15 protein-coding genes are annotated in these 15,791 nt (G+C 61.1%); 4 read left to right on the top strand and 11 right to left on the bottom strand.

What is annotated here, in order from left to right; genetic code table 11:
• Positions 1 to 26 precede the first annotated feature (26 nt).
• Positions 27 to 395 carry a glutamine amidotransferase gene (locus tag N8H74_RS01525; protein ID WP_262145947.1) on the bottom strand — a complete coding sequence of 123 codons (369 nt, stop codon included), beginning with the start codon at positions 393 to 395 and terminating at the stop codon, positions 27 to 29.
• A gap of 278 nt (positions 396 to 673) precedes the next feature.
• Between N8H74_RS01525 and N8H74_RS01530 the strand changes: the two genes are divergently transcribed.
• Positions 674 to 2,050 carry a glutamine synthetase family protein gene (locus tag N8H74_RS01530; RefSeq protein ID WP_217829346.1) on the top strand — a complete coding sequence of 459 codons (1,377 nt, stop codon included), beginning with the start codon at positions 674 to 676 and terminating at the stop codon, positions 2,048 to 2,050.
• Positions 2,051 to 2,251: 201 nt separating this feature from the next.
• The gene (locus N8H74_RS01535) at positions 2,252 to 2,884 is read left to right on the top strand and encodes a TetR/AcrR family transcriptional regulator (RefSeq protein ID WP_217829345.1); all 633 of its coding nucleotides are present in this window, start codon (positions 2,252 to 2,254) and stop codon (positions 2,882 to 2,884) included.
• 107 nt (positions 2,885 to 2,991) lie between these two features.
• Here the strand turns inward: N8H74_RS01535 and N8H74_RS01540 are convergent, their stop codons facing one another.
• The 8 genes from N8H74_RS01540 to N8H74_RS01575 all read right to left on the bottom strand — a co-directional run bounded on the left by N8H74_RS01540 (position 2,992) and on the right by N8H74_RS01575 (position 10,188).
• Positions 2,992 to 3,207, bottom strand: a complete 216-nt coding sequence (locus tag N8H74_RS01540) for a TOBE domain-containing protein (RefSeq protein WP_065259896.1) — start codon at positions 3,205 to 3,207, stop codon at positions 2,992 to 2,994.
• Between the two features lie 31 nt (positions 3,208 to 3,238).
• Positions 3,239 to 4,045: an aliphatic sulfonates ABC transporter ATP-binding protein gene (gene ssuB, locus N8H74_RS01545; protein ID WP_217829344.1), complete on the bottom strand. Its 807-nt coding sequence runs from the start codon at positions 4,043 to 4,045 to the stop codon at positions 3,239 to 3,241.
• A complete protein-coding gene (gene ssuC / locus N8H74_RS01550; RefSeq protein ID WP_262145949.1) occupies positions 4,042 to 4,824 on the bottom strand; it encodes an aliphatic sulfonate ABC transporter permease SsuC in 783 nt (260 codons plus the stop codon). The genes ssuB and ssuC overlap by 4 nt, the downstream gene beginning before the upstream one ends.
• A 9-nt stretch (positions 4,825 to 4,833) precedes the next feature.
• The gene (ssuD, locus tag N8H74_RS01555; protein ID WP_217829342.1) at positions 4,834 to 5,982 is read right to left on the bottom strand and encodes an FMNH2-dependent alkanesulfonate monooxygenase; all 1,149 of its coding nucleotides are present in this window, start codon (positions 5,980 to 5,982) and stop codon (positions 4,834 to 4,836) included.
• 25 nt (positions 5,983 to 6,007) lie between these two features.
• Complete coding sequence (locus N8H74_RS01560) at positions 6,008 to 6,973, bottom strand: sulfonate ABC transporter substrate-binding protein (RefSeq protein ID WP_262145950.1); 966 nt, start codon at positions 6,971 to 6,973, stop codon at positions 6,008 to 6,010.
• A gap of 89 nt (positions 6,974 to 7,062) precedes the next feature.
• Entirely contained in the window at positions 7,063 to 7,656 is a 594-nt protein-coding gene (gene ssuE, locus N8H74_RS01565; RefSeq protein WP_217829340.1) for an NADPH-dependent FMN reductase, read from the bottom strand.
• Between the two features lie 237 nt (positions 7,657 to 7,893).
• Positions 7,894 to 8,532, bottom strand: a complete 639-nt coding sequence (locus N8H74_RS01570) for a peroxiredoxin (protein ID WP_217829339.1) — start codon at positions 8,530 to 8,532, stop codon at positions 7,894 to 7,896.
• A 294-nt stretch (positions 8,533 to 8,826) separates the two neighbouring features.
• On the bottom strand, positions 8,827 to 10,188 hold the full coding sequence (locus tag N8H74_RS01575) for an OprD family porin (RefSeq protein WP_217829338.1): 1,362 nt from the start codon (positions 10,186 to 10,188) through the stop codon (positions 8,827 to 8,829).
• A gap of 368 nt (positions 10,189 to 10,556) precedes the next feature.
• Between N8H74_RS01575 and tauA the strand changes: the two genes are divergently transcribed.
• Entirely contained in the window at positions 10,557 to 11,543 is a 987-nt protein-coding gene (gene tauA / locus N8H74_RS01580) for a taurine ABC transporter substrate-binding protein (RefSeq protein WP_262145952.1), read from the top strand.
• 60 nt (positions 11,544 to 11,603) lie between these two features.
• On the opposite strand, the gene argA is transcribed toward tauA, so the two are convergent.
• Positions 11,604 to 12,902: an amino-acid N-acetyltransferase gene (gene argA, locus N8H74_RS01585; protein WP_262145953.1), complete on the bottom strand. Its 1,299-nt coding sequence runs from the start codon at positions 12,900 to 12,902 to the stop codon at positions 11,604 to 11,606.
• Between the two features lie 197 nt (positions 12,903 to 13,099).
• Positions 13,100 to 14,254, bottom strand: a complete 1,155-nt coding sequence (gene argE / locus N8H74_RS01590; RefSeq protein ID WP_262145954.1) for an acetylornithine deacetylase — start codon at positions 14,252 to 14,254, stop codon at positions 13,100 to 13,102.
• A gap of 156 nt (positions 14,255 to 14,410) precedes the next feature.
• Here argE and N8H74_RS01595 point away from each other — a divergent pair, with 156 nt between their 5' ends.
• On the top strand, positions 14,411 to 15,778 hold the full coding sequence (locus tag N8H74_RS01595; protein WP_217829335.1) for a CYTH domain-containing protein: 1,368 nt from the start codon (positions 14,411 to 14,413) through the stop codon (positions 15,776 to 15,778).
• Positions 15,779 to 15,791: the final 13 nt, after the last annotated feature.

Genomic DNA, 15,791 nt, shown 5'->3' on the forward strand with positions numbered 1-15,791 from the left:
GGGGCTTGCTCGCGCGCAGTGCCGGCTTACGCCTGGCACCGCGCATAGACAATGAAGGGGGAGCTTACCTGCCCTTTACGCTGGCGTTGCATTTCCTGTGCAAATCCCGGGCGTGCAGAATCGTGAGCAACGCACTGGACACGACGTCCGGCACGGCACAGGCTGGAGGAATGAAAGCGATCTATATTGGAAGGAGAAGCAGTAAAGAGGGTGCCATCTCGTGCGTCCAGAATATCGGACGCTGACGTTTTTCCCGCCATGGACAGGCGTCCACTCGACAGGCCGCGAGTCTTGCGGGCTGTGGTATTGACGGACGTGTCGCCACTGATGTGATGAGCATGCAGGCCGGACTGTTGCGAGCAGTCGGTGACGCCGATTATCGGCAGGCGATACATGAAGCACCCCGGTATTATTGCTGTTATGGGTTTGACCCGAGCTTAGCCTTGTTCATTTTTTTACACAACACCCCCGTAAAAAATACAACACGGCCTGCTCAAGCCTGCGGGTGGCGTAAGTCCCGTGGACAAAAAAATGCCAAAAATTGCCCCATTAATGCCCCCGTGGCGCTTTTTTAGGGCAAAAAAGGCCTCGCTTGACTTCGGCAGGCCGTTCGGGTTGACTGAAACCTGAAAAGATCAATGATTGATATTTTTAACAAAAAAGGTGTTGCATCATGTCGGTACCCCCGCGTGCCGTTCAGCTTAACGAAGCGAACGCGTTCCTTAAGGAACATCCTGAGGTTCTGTACGTTGACCTTCTGATTGCGGATATGAATGGTGTGGTGCGCGGCAAGCGCATCGAACGCACCAGCCTCCACAAGGTTTACGAGAAAGGCATCAACCTGCCGGCCTCTCTATTTGCTCTGGATATCAACGGCTCCACGGTGGAAAGCACCGGCCTGGGCCTGGACATCGGCGACGCCGATCGTATCTGCTATCCAATCCCCGATACCCTGTGCAACGAGCCATGGCAGAAGCGCCCGACCGCGCAACTGTTGATGACCATGCACGAACTCGAAGGTGACCCTTTCTTCGCCGATCCGCGCGAAGTGCTCCGTCAAGTTGTTGCAAAGTTTGACGAGCTCGGCCTGACCATCTGCGCCGCGTTCGAACTGGAGTTCTACCTGATCGACCAGGAAAACGTGAACGGCCGTCCGCAGCCGCCACGCTCGCCGATCTCCGGCAAACGCCCGCATTCTACTCAGGTCTACCTGATCGATGACCTCGACGAATACGTCGATTGCCTCCAGGACATCCTGGAAGGTGCCAAAGAGCAAGGCATCCCGGCCGACGCCATCGTCAAGGAAAGTGCCCCGGCGCAGTTCGAAGTGAACCTGCACCACGTCGCCGACCCGATCAAGGCGTGCGACTACGCGGTCCTGCTCAAGCGTCTGATCAAGAACATCGCCTACGACCATGAAATGGACACCACCTTCATGGCCAAGCCTTACCCAGGCCAGGCGGGCAACGGTCTGCACGTTCACATTTCGGTACTCGACAAAGATGGCAAAAACATTTTTGCCAGCGAGGATCCCGAGCAGAACGCCGCGCTGCGTCACGCGATCGGCGGTGTGCTCGAGACCCTGCCGGCGCAGATGGCTTTCCTCTGCCCGAACGTCAACTCCTACCGCCGTTTCGGCGCACAGTTCTACGTGCCGAACTCGCCGAGCTGGGGCCTGGACAACCGCACTGTGGCGCTGCGCGTTCCAACCGGCGCCGCCGACGCGGTACGTCTGGAGCACCGCGTGGCGGGCGCCGATGCCAACCCGTACCTGCTGATGGCTTCGGTGCTGGCGGGTGTGCATCACGGCCTGACCAACAAGATCGAGCCGCCGGCCCCGACCGAAGGCAACTCTTACGAGCAGAACGAGCAAAGCCTGCCGAACAACTTGCGCGATGCCCTGCGCGAGCTGGACGACAGCGAGGTGATGGCCAAGTACATCGATCCGAAATACATCGATATCTTCGTCGCCTGCAAAGAGAGCGAGCTGGAGGAGTTCGAACACTCCATCTCCGACCTCGAGTACAACTGGTATCTGCATACCGTTTAAGCGGATTGCAGTGATGAAAAACGCCGTTGGCTGAATCAGCCGGCGGCGTTTTTTTTATGGCCGCCTGCGGCGGTTCGCAGGCAAGTCCGGCTCCCACAGGAGCAATCCATTCCAGAGAGCGGCGGCCTGTTCCCGAAGGCCTTCGGGCAGACAACATCGAACCCGCCTCGTACAATGCCCGCTGCCCCGCAGGAGACTTCCATGACGCGCCCCGCCCCCGTCCGTAAACCCCGTGCCCGCAGCCAGGCGCGAATCGATTCGATACTCGACGCCGCGCGCACGCTGCTGGCCGCCGAGGGTGTGGCGAGCCTGTCGATCTACAGCGTCGCCGAGCGCGCGCAGATCCCGCCCTCCTCGGTCTACCATTTCTTCGCCAGCGTCCCGGCGCTGCTCGAAGCGCTGACGGCGGATGTGCATGCCGCGTTCCGTGCCTGCCTGCAGGCGCCGATCGATCATGATGCCCTGCAAGGCTGGCGCGACCTGTCGCGGCTGGTCGAGCAACGCATGCTGGAGATCTACGACGAGGACGCGGCCGCCCGCCAGCTCATTCTGGCCCAGCACGGTCTCACCGAAGTCACCCAGGCTGACCGTCAGCATGACCTCGAACTCGGCGACCTGATGCACAAGCTGTTCGACCATCACTTCGAACTGCCGAAGCTGCCGGACGATGTCGATGTGTTTGCGCTGGCGATGGAGCTGGGCGACCGGGTCTACGCCCGCTCGGTGCAACAGCACGGGCAGATCACCCCCCGAATGGCCGAGGAAGGGATGCGGGTGTTCGATGCTTACATCGGGTTGTATCTGCCGCCGTATCTGCCCAAGCGAGCGCTCTAGCGCCGTCGGCAGCCTCTTCGTGGGCAAGCCCGCGCCGCCGGTTTCAAGACAGGCATAAAAAACCCCGAAGGGCTCACACCCTCCGGGGTTGTTTTTGTGCCACGCCCTTACAACTTGGCGATCGACACCTCGGTGGATTTCACGAAGGCAATCACTTCACTGCCGACCTCCAGCTCCAGCTCCTTGACCGAGCGGGTGGTGATCACCGAAGTGACGATGCCGGAAGCGGTCTGCACGTCGATTTCCGACAGCACGTCGCCGAGTACGATTTCCTTGATCGAGCCTTTGAACTGGTTACGCACGTTGATGGCTTTGATAGTCATGGCATTGATTCCTGTCGTTTGTGAACTTGAGTTATTGAGCCCAGCGCAATTGCGCAGGCAGTGGTGAAACGGGTTCCGGCGCCGGCGGCTCGCCGGGCAGGGACAACACACGGTTGAGCACTTCGGTTTCCAGCGCCGCCAGTCGATGCGAACCGCGTACTCGCGGACGCGGCAGCTCCACTTGCAGATCGAGGCCGACTTCGCCGTCCTCGATCAGAATCACACGGTCGGCAATGGCCACCGCTTCGCTGACGTCATGGGTCACCAGCAGCACGGTGAAGCCGTGTTGCTGCCAGAGACGCTCGATCAGTTGCTGCATCTCGATCCGGGTCAGGGCATCCAGCGCGCCCAGCGGCTCGTCGAGCAGCAGAAGGCGCGGTTGATGGATCAGCGCCCGGGCCAGGGCCACGCGCTGCTTTTGCCCACCCGACAAGGCGGCCGGCCACTCGTTGGCGCGATCCGCCAGCCCGACCGCTTCCAGCGCCTGCAACGCTTGCGGCCGCCAGTTGCCCTTGAGGCCAAGACCGACGTTGTCGATGATCCGTTTCCACGGCAGCAGCCGTGCTTCCTGGAACATCAGCCGGGTGTCCTCGCGGGCATCGCTGAGGGGTGCAGAGCCAGCCAGCAACTCGCCGCCGGTGGGTTGATCGAGGCCGGCGAGCAAACGCAGCAATGTGCTTTTGCCGCAGCCGCTGCGCCCGACCACCGCGACGAATTGCCCGGCCGGAATATGCAGGTCGATGTCACGCAGCACCTGCCGCGCGCCGAAGGTCTTTTGCAGATTGCGCAGCGCCAGCGGAATCCCGCGCAGCAGGCGTGGAGGTTGTTGTGCGGTCATGCTGCACCTCCCTTCGTCACCTGATACGCCGGATGCCAGCGCAGCCACACACGCTCAAGGCCACGGGCCGCGAGGTCGGCCAGTTTGCCGAGCACCGCGTACAGCAGAATCGCCAGCACCACCACGTCAGTCTGCAAGAACTCCCGGGCATTCATCGCCAGGTAACCGATGCCGGAGCTGGCGGAAATGGTTTCCGCGACAATCAGCGTCAGCCACATGAAGCCCAGCGCAAACCGCACGCCGACCAGAATCGAAGGCAGCGCGCCCGGCAGAATCACCTGCCAGAACAGGCCGAAACCGGACAGGCCATAACTGCGCGACATCTCCACCAATGCCGGGTCGACGTTGCGGATGCCGTGATAAGTGTTGAGGTAGATCGGGAACAACGTGCCCAGCGCCACCAGAAAAATCTTCGCCGACTCGTCGATGCCGAACCACAGGATCACCAGCGGAATCAGCGCCAGGTGCGGCACATTGCGGATCATCTGCACCGAGCTGTCGAGCAAGCGTTCGCCCCACTTCGACAGACCGGTGATGAAACCCAGCACCAGGCCGATGCTGCCGCCGATGGTGAAGCCCAGCGCGGCGCGCCAGCCGCTGATCGCCAGATGCGTCCAGATCTCGCCGCTGCGTACCAGGCTGACGCCGGCTTCGATCACCGCCACCGGTGCCGGCAGAATCCGCGTCGACAACCAGCCCGCCGACACCGACAACTGCCACACCGCCAGCAGCAACACCGGCAACGCCCAGGGCGCGAGGCTGTGGATAAATTTCTTCATGGCGGCGCCTCAGCTCTGGGACGCGGCTTTGGGAAGGATATCGTTGGCCACCATCTCGCCGAACGGACTGACGTAACCAGCGCTTTTCGGCAGTTCCGGACGCTCGATGTCGAGGTGCGGGAACAGCAGCTCGGCGACGCGATACGATTCTTCGAGGTGTGGATAACCGGAGAAGATGAAGGTGTCGATGCCCAGATCGGCGTACTCCTTCACCCGTGCCGCCACGGTCGGCCCGTCACCCACCAGCGCCGTGCCGGCACCGCCGCGCACCAGGCCGACGCCGGCCCACAGGTTCGGGCTGACTTCGAGATTGTCACGGCTGCCACCGTGCAGCGCCGCCATGCGTTGCTGGCCGACCGAATCAAAGCGCGCCAACGATGCCTGCGCGCGTTTGATGGTGTCGTCGTCCAGGTGCGAGATCAGCCGATCCGCCGCTTGCCAGGCTTCAGCGTTGGTTTCGCGGACAATGACATGCAGACGGATGCCGAAACGCACGGTGCGTCCGAGCTTCGCCGCCTTGGCGCGGACCTGTTCGATTTTCTCGGCGACAGCGGCCGGCGGTTCGCCCCAGGTCAGGACCATCTCGACTTGTTCGGCGGCCAGATCCTGCGCCGCTTCCGAAGAACCGCCGAAGTACAGCGGCGGACGCGGTTGCTGCAACGGCGGATAGAGCAGTTTGGCGCCCTTCACGCTGATGTGTTCGCCGTCGTAGTCGACGGTCTCGCCTTCCAGCACCCGACGCCAGATCCGGGTGAACTCCACCGAAGCCTGATAGCGCTCTTCATGACTGAGGAACAGACCGTCACCGGCCAGTTCTTCCGGATCGCCACCCGTCACCAGATTGAACAGCGCACGACCGCCGGACAGACGATCCAGGGTCGCTGCCTGTCGCGCCGCGACCGTCGGGGAAATGATCCCGGGGCGCAGGGCGACGAGGAATTTCAGACGCTGGGTCACCGGGATCAGCGACGCCGCCACCAGCCACGAATCCTCGCAGGAGCGCCCGGTGGGAATCAGCACGCCGCCGAAACCCAGTCGGTCCGCCGCTTGCGCGACCTGTTGCAGATAGCCATGGTCGACGGCGCGGGCGCCTTCGGCGGTGCCAAGGTAATGGCCGTCGCCGTGGGTAGGCAGGAACCAGAAGATATTGAGGCTCATGGAGTGGTCTCCTTGGGGATTCGAATTACTGCGCCTTGGCCACAGCGGCCGGTGGGGTCCAGATCACATCCTTGATGCTCAACGGCTTGGGAATCAGCTTGAGCTGGTAGAAGGTGTCGGCGATTTTCTGTTGCGCGGCGACCACTTCCGGGGTCAGGAACAGCGCACCGTAGCCCTGGCGCTTCACCGAGGTCAGGGTGATGTCCGCCGACAGGCCGAGCAGCGGTGCCACTTGTTGGGTCACGTCCTGCGGGTTGGCCCTGGACCACTCGCCGACCGCGCGCACTTCTTCCACGAGGGTCTTGATCACCTCAGGATTTTTCTGTGCGTAAGGTTTGGTCGCCAGGTAGAACTGATGGTTGTCGACGATGCCTTTGCCGTCGCGCAGGGTGTGCGCTTGCAGCTGTTGCTCGGCGGCGGCCTGGTACGGGTCCCAGATCACCCAGGCATCGACGCTGCCACGCTCGAACGCCGCGCGGGCGTCGGCCGGTGGCAGGAATACCGTTTGAATATCGGTGTACTTGAGTCCGGCGTCTTCCAGCGCCCGTACCAGCAGGTAGTGAACGTTGGAGCCTTTGTTCAGGGCGACTTTCTTGCCCTTGAGGTCGGCGACGGATTTGATCGGCGAGTCTTTCGGCACGAGGATCGCTTCGCTGTTCGGCGCTGGCGGCTCATAGGCCACGTAGAGCAGATCGGCACCGGCGGCCTGGGCAAACACGGGCGGGGTTTCGCCGGTGACACCAAAATCGATCGAGCCGACGTTCAGGCCTTCCAGCAGTTGCGGACCACCGGGGAATTCAGTCCATTGCACGTCCACGCCTTGGGCGGCCAGACGCTTCTCCAAAGTGCCTTTGGCCTTGAGCAGCACCAGCGTGCCGTACTTCTGATAACCGATTCGCAGGGTCTCGGCCTGGGCTTGAGTGATGGCGCCGAAGGACACAGCCGCAGCAAACAGAGCGACCAGACCACGACGCAAAAATACAGTGCGCATAGCGCTCTCCTTTTTGCTGTTGGGTTTTGGCTGCACCTGCTTGCCCGTTGGCGGGCGAGTAAGGCCAGTACTTCAAATTTCGATGAGGCTTAAATGCTCCAGCGAGCACTCAACAAACGTTCGTTCAACAGACCTGGCGCCAGCGGCTTCGGCCGACGGGCCATGGCCCCGACAAACTCTTCCAGCGCCGCATGCAGACGCTGCTCCAGTGCCGGTGCCAACTGCGCCTGGGCACTGCCTTCGCCGTAGGCGATCAGGCTGTCCTCGGCAAAGATCCCTTGCAGCATTTCCTGCGCTTTCAATGCCGCCAGCACCGGTTTGAGGGCGTAATCGACCACCAGCATGTGGGCGATGCTGCCGCCGGTTGCCATCGGCAAGACAATCTTGTGGCTCAACGCACGCTCCGGCAGCAGGTCCAGCACGGTCTTCAGCGCACCGGAAAACGATGCCTTGTACACCGGCGTGGCGATCAGCAGGCCATCGGCGTTTTCGATCTGTTGCAGCAGGTCGAGCACTTTCGGGCTGTCGAAACGGGCGTGGAGCAAATCTTCGGCAGGAAAGTCCCGCACCTGATAACTCACCACTTCCACCCCTTGCTGCTGCAACCAGCGTTGCGAGCGCTCCAGCAACACTCCGGAACGGGAGCGTTGGCTGGGACTGCCACCGAGCGAGACCACCAGCATTCAGACGATTCCTTGCGCGTTACAGGCGATTCGCGGGCTGCGATCTCGCTTCGATGGGAATGACCTTACCAGCTGATTCATATATCCATAAATCATATTTATTCATTTGGTTATTCCTTATGGAGATATACTAATCACTTTCTTCCGGGCAAAAAAACAGGCCGTCGAAACGGCCTGAAATCCCCTGCTTTGTGGATTTGCAACGCTGAATGCTGTGCTGCCCGGACGGACGCCGGATTACTTGTTCGGCTGCGGCGTCAGGCGCAGGTACGGTTTCACCGCACGGTAACCCTTCGGAAAGCGCTGTCTGATTTCATCTTCATCCTTGAGCGACGGCACGATCACCACCTCTTCACCGTCCTGCCAGTTGGCCGGCGTGGCCACCTTGTAGTTGTCGGTGAGCTGCAGGGAATCGATGACCCGCAGGATTTCGTGGAAGTTGCGCCCGGTGCTCGCCGGGTAAGTGATGGTCAGGCGAATCTTCTTGTTCGGATCAATCACGAACAGCGAACGCACGGTCAGGGTGTCGCTGGCGTTCGGATGGATCAGGTCGTACAGGTCGGAAACCTTGCGATCGGCGTCGGCCAGGATCGGGAAGTTGACGACGGTGTTCTGGGTTTCGTTGATGTCTTCGATCCACTTGTGGTGCGAATCCACCGGGTCGACCGACAGTGCGATGGCTTTCACGCCGCGCCGGGTGAATTCATCCTTGAGCTTGGCGGTGAAGCCCAGCTCGGTGGTGCACACCGGGGTGAAGTCCGCCGGGTGGGAAAACAGCACGCCCCAGCTACCACCCAGCCACTCGTGGAAACGGATCTTGCCGGCGCTGGAATCCTGTTCGAAATCGGGGGCGATATCGCCGAGTCTGAGGCTCATGGTGCTGCTCCTGATGAGTTGTTGGAGACCTCAACTGTAGCTCGGGATTTGAGATTCTGAAAAAGAATAAATAATCAGATATTTATATCAATAAAGAATATTAAAGATCTGTTCACTGGACGCTTGCCGCCAGCGCGCCGAATATCGCTTGCAAGGTTCGAGAAGGCCTTGAGTTGCTGTAAAGAGGGGAATTTCGGGACAGGTCTACGGGGGTGGGCCTGACCCGAAACGCAAAAGCCCCGTCCGGCGCGATGCCGGACGGGGCTTTTTTTATCAGCGGATCGAGTCGCGCTATTACAGCAGCGGGATCGAGTAGCTGACGATCAGGCGGTTTTCATCCTGGTCACGCTGACCTGGGATGTCGTTGCGCCAGGTAGCGTTTTTCCACATGAAGCCCAGGTTCTTGGCCGGGCCTTCAGGAATCACGTAACCAACGGTGAAGTCGCGTTCCCACTCGGAGTTGCCGTTGCCGTTTTCACGACCGTTGGCACCCACGGTGTCGATGTTGTCGCCACGCAGGTAAACCACACCGGCGGTCAGGCCTGGCAGGCCGACTTTGGCGAAGTCATACGAGTAGCGAGCTTGCCAGGTTTTCTCGCCGGCACGACCGAACTTCTGGATCTGCATGTCGGTGATGGTGTAGTTCGACGAACCGTCGCCCTGGTTCAGCCAAGGGAAGTCGCTGCTGCCGTTGGAAACCTGGTAGCCGCCACCGAAGGTGTGACCGGCAACGGTGTACAGGAACAGGCCGCTGTACAGGTTGTTGTCGACTTTACCGCGACCGCTGGCGGAACCAGTGTAGTTACCGCTGCTGAAGTAAGCAGGGGTATTGCTGTTGGCGCCGTCATCGGAGCTGTTGAAGTAACGGAAGTCGGACTTCAATACGCCCGGGCCGATTGCCCAGTTGTGAACCAGACCCAGGAAGTGCTGCTTGTAGAAGTCTTCCAGGTTGCCGTAGTAGTACTGGGCAGTCAGGTCTTTGGTGATTTTGTAGTCACCACCGGCGTAGATGAACTTGTTGCTGTCGCGACCGCTGATGGTCGGGCTGTTGGCGCCGCCGATCGACAGTTGCTCGTTGTTGCTGGAGTTACGACCTTTCACGGCTTCGATCTGACCACCGACCAGGGTCAGGTCCTTGATGTCGCCGGAAGTGATCTGGCCACCCTGCCAGGTTTGTGGCAGCAGACGACCGTCGTTGGTCACGATAACCGGCAGTTTTGGCTGCAGGGTGCCCAATTTCAGTTCGGTCTGGGAGATCTTGGCCTTGGCGGTCAGGCCCAGGCTGGAGAAGTTATCAACAGCTTCGCCGTTGGACTTGCTCGGGAACACAGTGCCGCCGTACGAGGTGGCAGTGGCGCCGTTGGTGCCGCCGCCCGAATCCAGACGCACGCCCAGCAGGCCGATGGCGTCGATACCGAAGCCTACGGTGCCTTGGGTGTAACCGGAGATGAAACGCAGATCGAAGCCTTGGCCCCACTCTTCGTTCTTGCTCTGTACGCCGGAAGCGGTACGAGCAGCGCTGTCGCGGTTGTCGGTGTTGATGTAGAAGTTACGCAGCCCCAAGGTGGCCTTGCTGTCTTCGATGAAACCGGCGGCGCCTGCCTGCTGCGCCAAAACCCCTACGGCCACGGCCAGGGCCAAGGTGGACTTGTTCATGTATCGCTCCTCTCGTTTCTAATTCTTGTGTTCCTGGTCCGGGGTCTGATGCCCCTGGATCCTGAGATGCGCGATTAGCGCCAGACCGTGACTGACAAGTCAATCGTAACCTTGTGCGTCTACGACCAAGGTCTAATCGCAGTTATTTGGTCCCTGCAGGGTAAAGACTTCCAGATAAACCCAAAAAGAATTTATTCATTCTTTTTCATATCATTCAGGAATATGGCCATCTAATGGCCATCTGCACCGGAACACAGCGTATCGGCGCCTAAGCTCATTCCTAAATGGTATTTGTTAGCCTTTTTTTAGATCGATTAGCTTTGGCGTAACCCCAAAACGTCAAACCCTATCGAAAAGGCGACGCCATCATGGCCAAACGCGCACTATCTAGTCAATTTGTTACAGTTTGTGTGTCAGCACTGATTTCTTTTTCGGCCCATGCCGCCACCCTCACTGTCGGCTACCAGACCGGCATCGACCCGAGCAAAGTGCCCCAGGCCGATGGCCTCTACGAGAAGGCCATCGGCGAGAAAATCGACTGGCGTCGTTTCAACAGCGGCCCGGAAGTTGTGACAGCCATCGCCTCTGGCGACGTGCAGATCGGCAACCTCGGTTCCAGTCCCCTGGCTGCCGCCGCTTCGCGCAACCTGCCGATCGTGGCGTTCATCGTTTCCGCACAGATCAATGCCGCCGAAGCCTTGGTGGTGCGCAATGGCAGCGGCATCGACAAACCTCAGGATCTGGTCGGCAAGACCATCGCCACCCCCTTCGTTTCCACCTCGCACTACAGCCTGCTCGGCGCCCTGAAGCACTGGGGCCTGGACACCTCGAAAGTCAAAGTAGTGAACCTGCAACCGGCGGAAATCGCGGCGGCATGGAAACGGGGCGACATTGATGGCGCGTTTGTCTGGTCGCCGGCGCTGGGTGAAATCCGCAAGACCGGCAAGACCCTGACCGATGCCGCGCAGGTCGGCCAATGGGGCGCGCCAACCTTCGAAGTCTGGGTGGCGCGCAAGGACTTCGCCGAGAAGCATCCCGACGTAGTAGCCAGGTTCGCCAAGGTCACCCTGGATTCGTTCGCCGATTACGCCAGCCATAAAGACAGCTGGACGGCGGACTCCGTACCGGTACAGAAAATCGCCAAATTGACCGGTGCCAATGCCGCCGACGTCCCGGAATTGCTCGCCGGTTCAGCCTTCCCGGATGCCAAGGCGCAGCAGACCACAGCGCTGCTGGACGGCGGCACGGCGAAGGCAATTGGCGAGACGGCGAAATTTCTGAAGGAACAGGGCAAGGTTGAAACGGTACTGCCGGATTACTCGCCGTATGTCAGCGCGAAGTTCATCACTGAATAAAACCCGCCTCGACGACGATCGTTCCCACGCGACGTGGGAACGATCGGCTCGTAACGTTTTTCAGAGGCTCTTTTCGAAAATCTTCGAATTACGCTGATAGTTGTACAGCGAAGCCCGAGCCGCCGGCAGGCGTTCGACGCTGCTGGGCTCGAAGCCACGCTCGCGGAACCAGTGCGCGGTACGGGTGGTGAGGACGAACAGGGTCTTCAGGCCCTGTGCCCGGGCGCGGGTTTCGATGCGCTCCAGCAACTCGTCGCCGCGCCCGCCATGACGGTACTCCGGATTCACCGCCAGGCACGCCAGCTCGCCAGCGTCCGAATCGGCGATCTGATACAGCGCCGCACAGGCAATGATCATCCCCTCACGCTCGACCACGCTGAACTGCTCGATCTCACGCTCCAGCACCTCGCGGGAACGACGCACCAGAATCCCCTGCTCTTCCAGTGGACTGATCAGGTCGAGCAAGCCGCCGACATCCTCGATCGCCGCCTCACGCACCAATTCGAATTGCTCCTGGGCCACCAGCGTGCCGCCACCGTCACGGGTGAACAGCTCGGTCAGCAGCGCGCCGTCTTCGGCGTAACTGACGATATGACTGCGCGCCACGCCCCCACGGCAGGCTTCGGCGGCGGCATCGAGCAATTCCGCCTGATAGTTGCTGCCCAGACGCTGCAAATGCACCGGCACCTGTTGCGGGCGCAGTTCTCGCACCAGTTTTCCGTTCTCGTCGATCAGGCCGAGGTCGGCGCCGAACAGCAGCAGTTTGTCGGCACCCAGATCGATGGCGGCGCGGGTGGCGACGTCTTCGCAAGCCAGGTTGAAGATTTCCCCGGTCGGCGAGTAACCCAGCGGCGACAGCAGCACGATCGAGCGCTCGTCGAGCAAGCGGTTGATACCCTTGCGGTCGACCCGGCGCACTTCGCCGGTGTGGTGATAGTCGACACCTTCAAGCACGCCGATCGGCCGCGCAGTGACCAGGTTGCCGCTGGCCACCCGCAGACGCGAGCCCTGCATCGGCGACGACGCCATGTCCATGGACAGGCGTGCCTCGATGGCGATACGCAACTGCCCGACCGCATCGATCACACACTCCAGGGTCGCGGCATCGGTGATGCGCATGCCGTGGTGGTAATGCGGGGTCAGGCCGCGAGCGGCGAGGCGCGTTTCAATCTGCGGGCGCGAACCGTGGACCAGCACAAGGCGTACGCCGAGGCTGTGCAGCAGCACGATGTCGTGGACGATGTTGCCGAAGTTCGGATGCTCCACGCCGTCGCCGGGCAGCATGACGACGAAGGTGCAATCGCGGTGGGCATTGATGTAGGGAGACGCGTGGCGAAGCCAATTGACGTATTCGGGCATGAACCTGGGCCTGTAATAAATAGCAGCCGGAAAAAGGGGCGGAACGGAAAACGCACAGCAGGCTGATGGTTATCGTCGGAACAGGCTTGGCGACACGCGCGCTCTCCTCATGAATACGGGTTGGATTGGCGGCAATTTACCGCGTTTGGTCCGGTAAGACACAACCTTTGTGGGGCGAGAACTTCAACGGGCCGATATCAGGTTTTGTCCGGAGTCAGGCAGTAATGTTCAATCAGTTGTCGCAATAGATGCACGGTAGGCTGCAAACGTGACATTTCAAGGTACTCGCCCGGTTGATGTGCACAGGCAATGTCGCCGGGGCCGAGTACGATGGTTTCGCAGCCCAGGCGCTGAAGGTACGGCGCCTCGGTGCCGAACGCCACGGCTTCGGCGCTGTGGCCGGTGAGTTTTTCGGCGATCCGCACCAGTTCCGCGTCTTCGGCCTGTTCGAACGGCGGCACTTCGGGGAACAGTGGCGCGTAGTCAATCTTGACCTTGTGCCGCTCGGCCACCGGATTGAGCTTTTGCAGGATTTCCGCGCGCAAGACTTTCGGGTCCATGCCCGGCAGCGGTCGCAGGTCGAACTCCAGCGAACACTGGCCGCAGATGCGGTTGGGGTTGTCGCCGCCATGGATGCAGCCGAAGTTCATCGTCGGCTGCGGCACGCTGAATTGCGGATTGTTGAATTCACGCTGCCACAACAGGCGCAGGCCACGCAGTTCGCCGATCGCATCATGCATCGCTTCGAGGGCGCTGTGACCCAGGCGCGGGTCGGAGGAGTGACCGCTCTGCCCGAGGATGTCGATGCGCTCCATCATGATGCCTTTGTGCATGCGGATCGGCTTGAGCCCGGTCGGCTCGCCGATCACCGCCGCGCGGCCCAGCGGCCGCCCCGCCTCGGCCAGCGCCCGGGCGCCGGACATCGAACTTTCTTCATCACAGGTGGCGAGGATCAGCAGCGGTTGCTTGAACGGCTGGTCGAGCAGCGGTATCACCGCCTCGATGATCAGGGCGAAAAATCCCTTCATGTCACAACTGCCCAGACCCACCCAGCGACCGTCGACTTCGGTGAGCTTCAGCGGATCGGTCTGCCACAGCGCATCGTCGTAGGGCACCGTGTCGCTGTGCCCGGCCAGCACCAGCCCGCCAGGGCCGCTGCCGAAACTGGCGAGCAGGTTGAATTTGCCGGGGCTGATCTGCTGGATATCGCAGCTGAAGCCCAGATCGCCGAGCCATGCCGCGAGCAAATCGATCACCGGACGGTTGGACTGATCCAGGCTCGGCTGGGTGCAACTGACCGATGGCAAGGCGATCAGTGCAGCGAACTGGTCTTTCATGGACGGCAAAGGCATCGCTGACTCCAACTCCCGGATTGAGGTTCATCATAGAACCATCCGGCGCCGAGAATAAACCGCCGCAAGGCGTAGGAAGGTTCAGTCCTGTACACTGCACGACCTTGGCAGCCACACATTCCCCCGGCTGCGCTCCCGATCCTGGATTTTCCGGCCATGCAGAAAGAAACCGAAATCAAACTCCGCGTCAGCCGCGAAACCCTCGCCGCCCTGCGCGAGCACCCGCTCCTGAAAAAACGCAACAAAAATGGCTGGGAACGCCGTGAGTTGATGAATCAGTACTTCGACACCCCCGAGCGCGACCTGGCCCAGGCCAAAGTCGCCCTGCGCCTGCGCAAGGATGGCGACGAAGTGATTCAGACCCTCAAGACCCGCGGCCAGAGCGTCGCCGGCCTGTCCGAGCGTAACGAGTACGACTGGCACCTGGCCAAAGCCAAGCTCGACGTGAAGAAACTCGACGGCGAATGCTGGCCAGCGTCCCTCGCCGAACTGGACAAGAAAACCCTGAAGCCGATCTTCACCACCGATTTCGTCCGCGAGCGCGCGGAAATCGCCTGGGGTCGCGGCAAGGCCAAAGTGGTCATCGAGGCCGCGCTGGACCTGGGCCATGTGGTCGTCGGCAAGCAGAAAGAAGAAATCTGCGAACTGGAACTGGAATTGCGCGAAGGCGAACCTGCCGCGCTGCTGGAACTGGCCGCCGAACTCGCCGAAACCCTGGCCCTGATGCCGTGCGACATCAGCAAGGCCGAACGCGGCTATCGCCTGTACGACGCCAACAGCTACTCGCTGAGCCTGCCGGCGCCGCAACTGACCAGCGAAACCCAACTGGACGACGCCTTCGCCGCGCTGAGCTGGCATTTGCTCGGCAGCAGCCAGCGTCTGGCCGAACAGTATCGCTTCAACGGCCACTGGCGCCTGTTGCAGGACTGGGTCGAGAGCCTCGCTGAACTGCGCGCCCTGCTCAGCAGCCTCGGCCAGGCCGCGCCGCGTCAATCGACCCACGACCTGCGTGTGGCACTGGATGCCTTGCTCGAAGACTGGCGTCCACTGGTGCAGGCCGGTCTCGAAGATGAAGACGTGCGCAAAGCCGCGCCGGAGCAGTTCCTCGAAGAGCTGGAAGACCCGCGCTGGGGCCTGTTCTCGCTGAACGCCTCGCGCTGGCTGCTGGCCCGTACCTGGACCGCCGACCGCAACACCCGTGGCAATCGCCAGGGCGCCGCGCAGTTGCACAGCTGGCTGCCGCGCCTGCTGGGTGAAGAAGCCAATTCGCTGCAATTGCAGCGTTATCAGCAACAGCCGGAAGACCTGGCTGAGCAACTGCCGCGTATCGAGCGCATTCAGGTCTGGCTGCACCACGCGCGCAACGTGCTGGAGATCCCGGAAATGGATCGCCTGTACGGTGAGCTGAAGCAACTGGCACAACTGGCCAACGAGTCGATCACCGACGAAGTGCTCGATGCGCGCAAGCATCAGGCGATCGCGGTTTATCAGAATCGTGCCTGGAAGATGCTGCTGCGCATGTAACAACCTGTCGCGA

Origin of the sequence: Pseudomonas sp. B2M1-30 (assembly GCF_025447575.1) — a bacterium.
Taxonomy (GTDB): Bacteria; Pseudomonadota; Gammaproteobacteria; order Pseudomonadales; family Pseudomonadaceae; genus Aquipseudomonas; species Aquipseudomonas botevensis.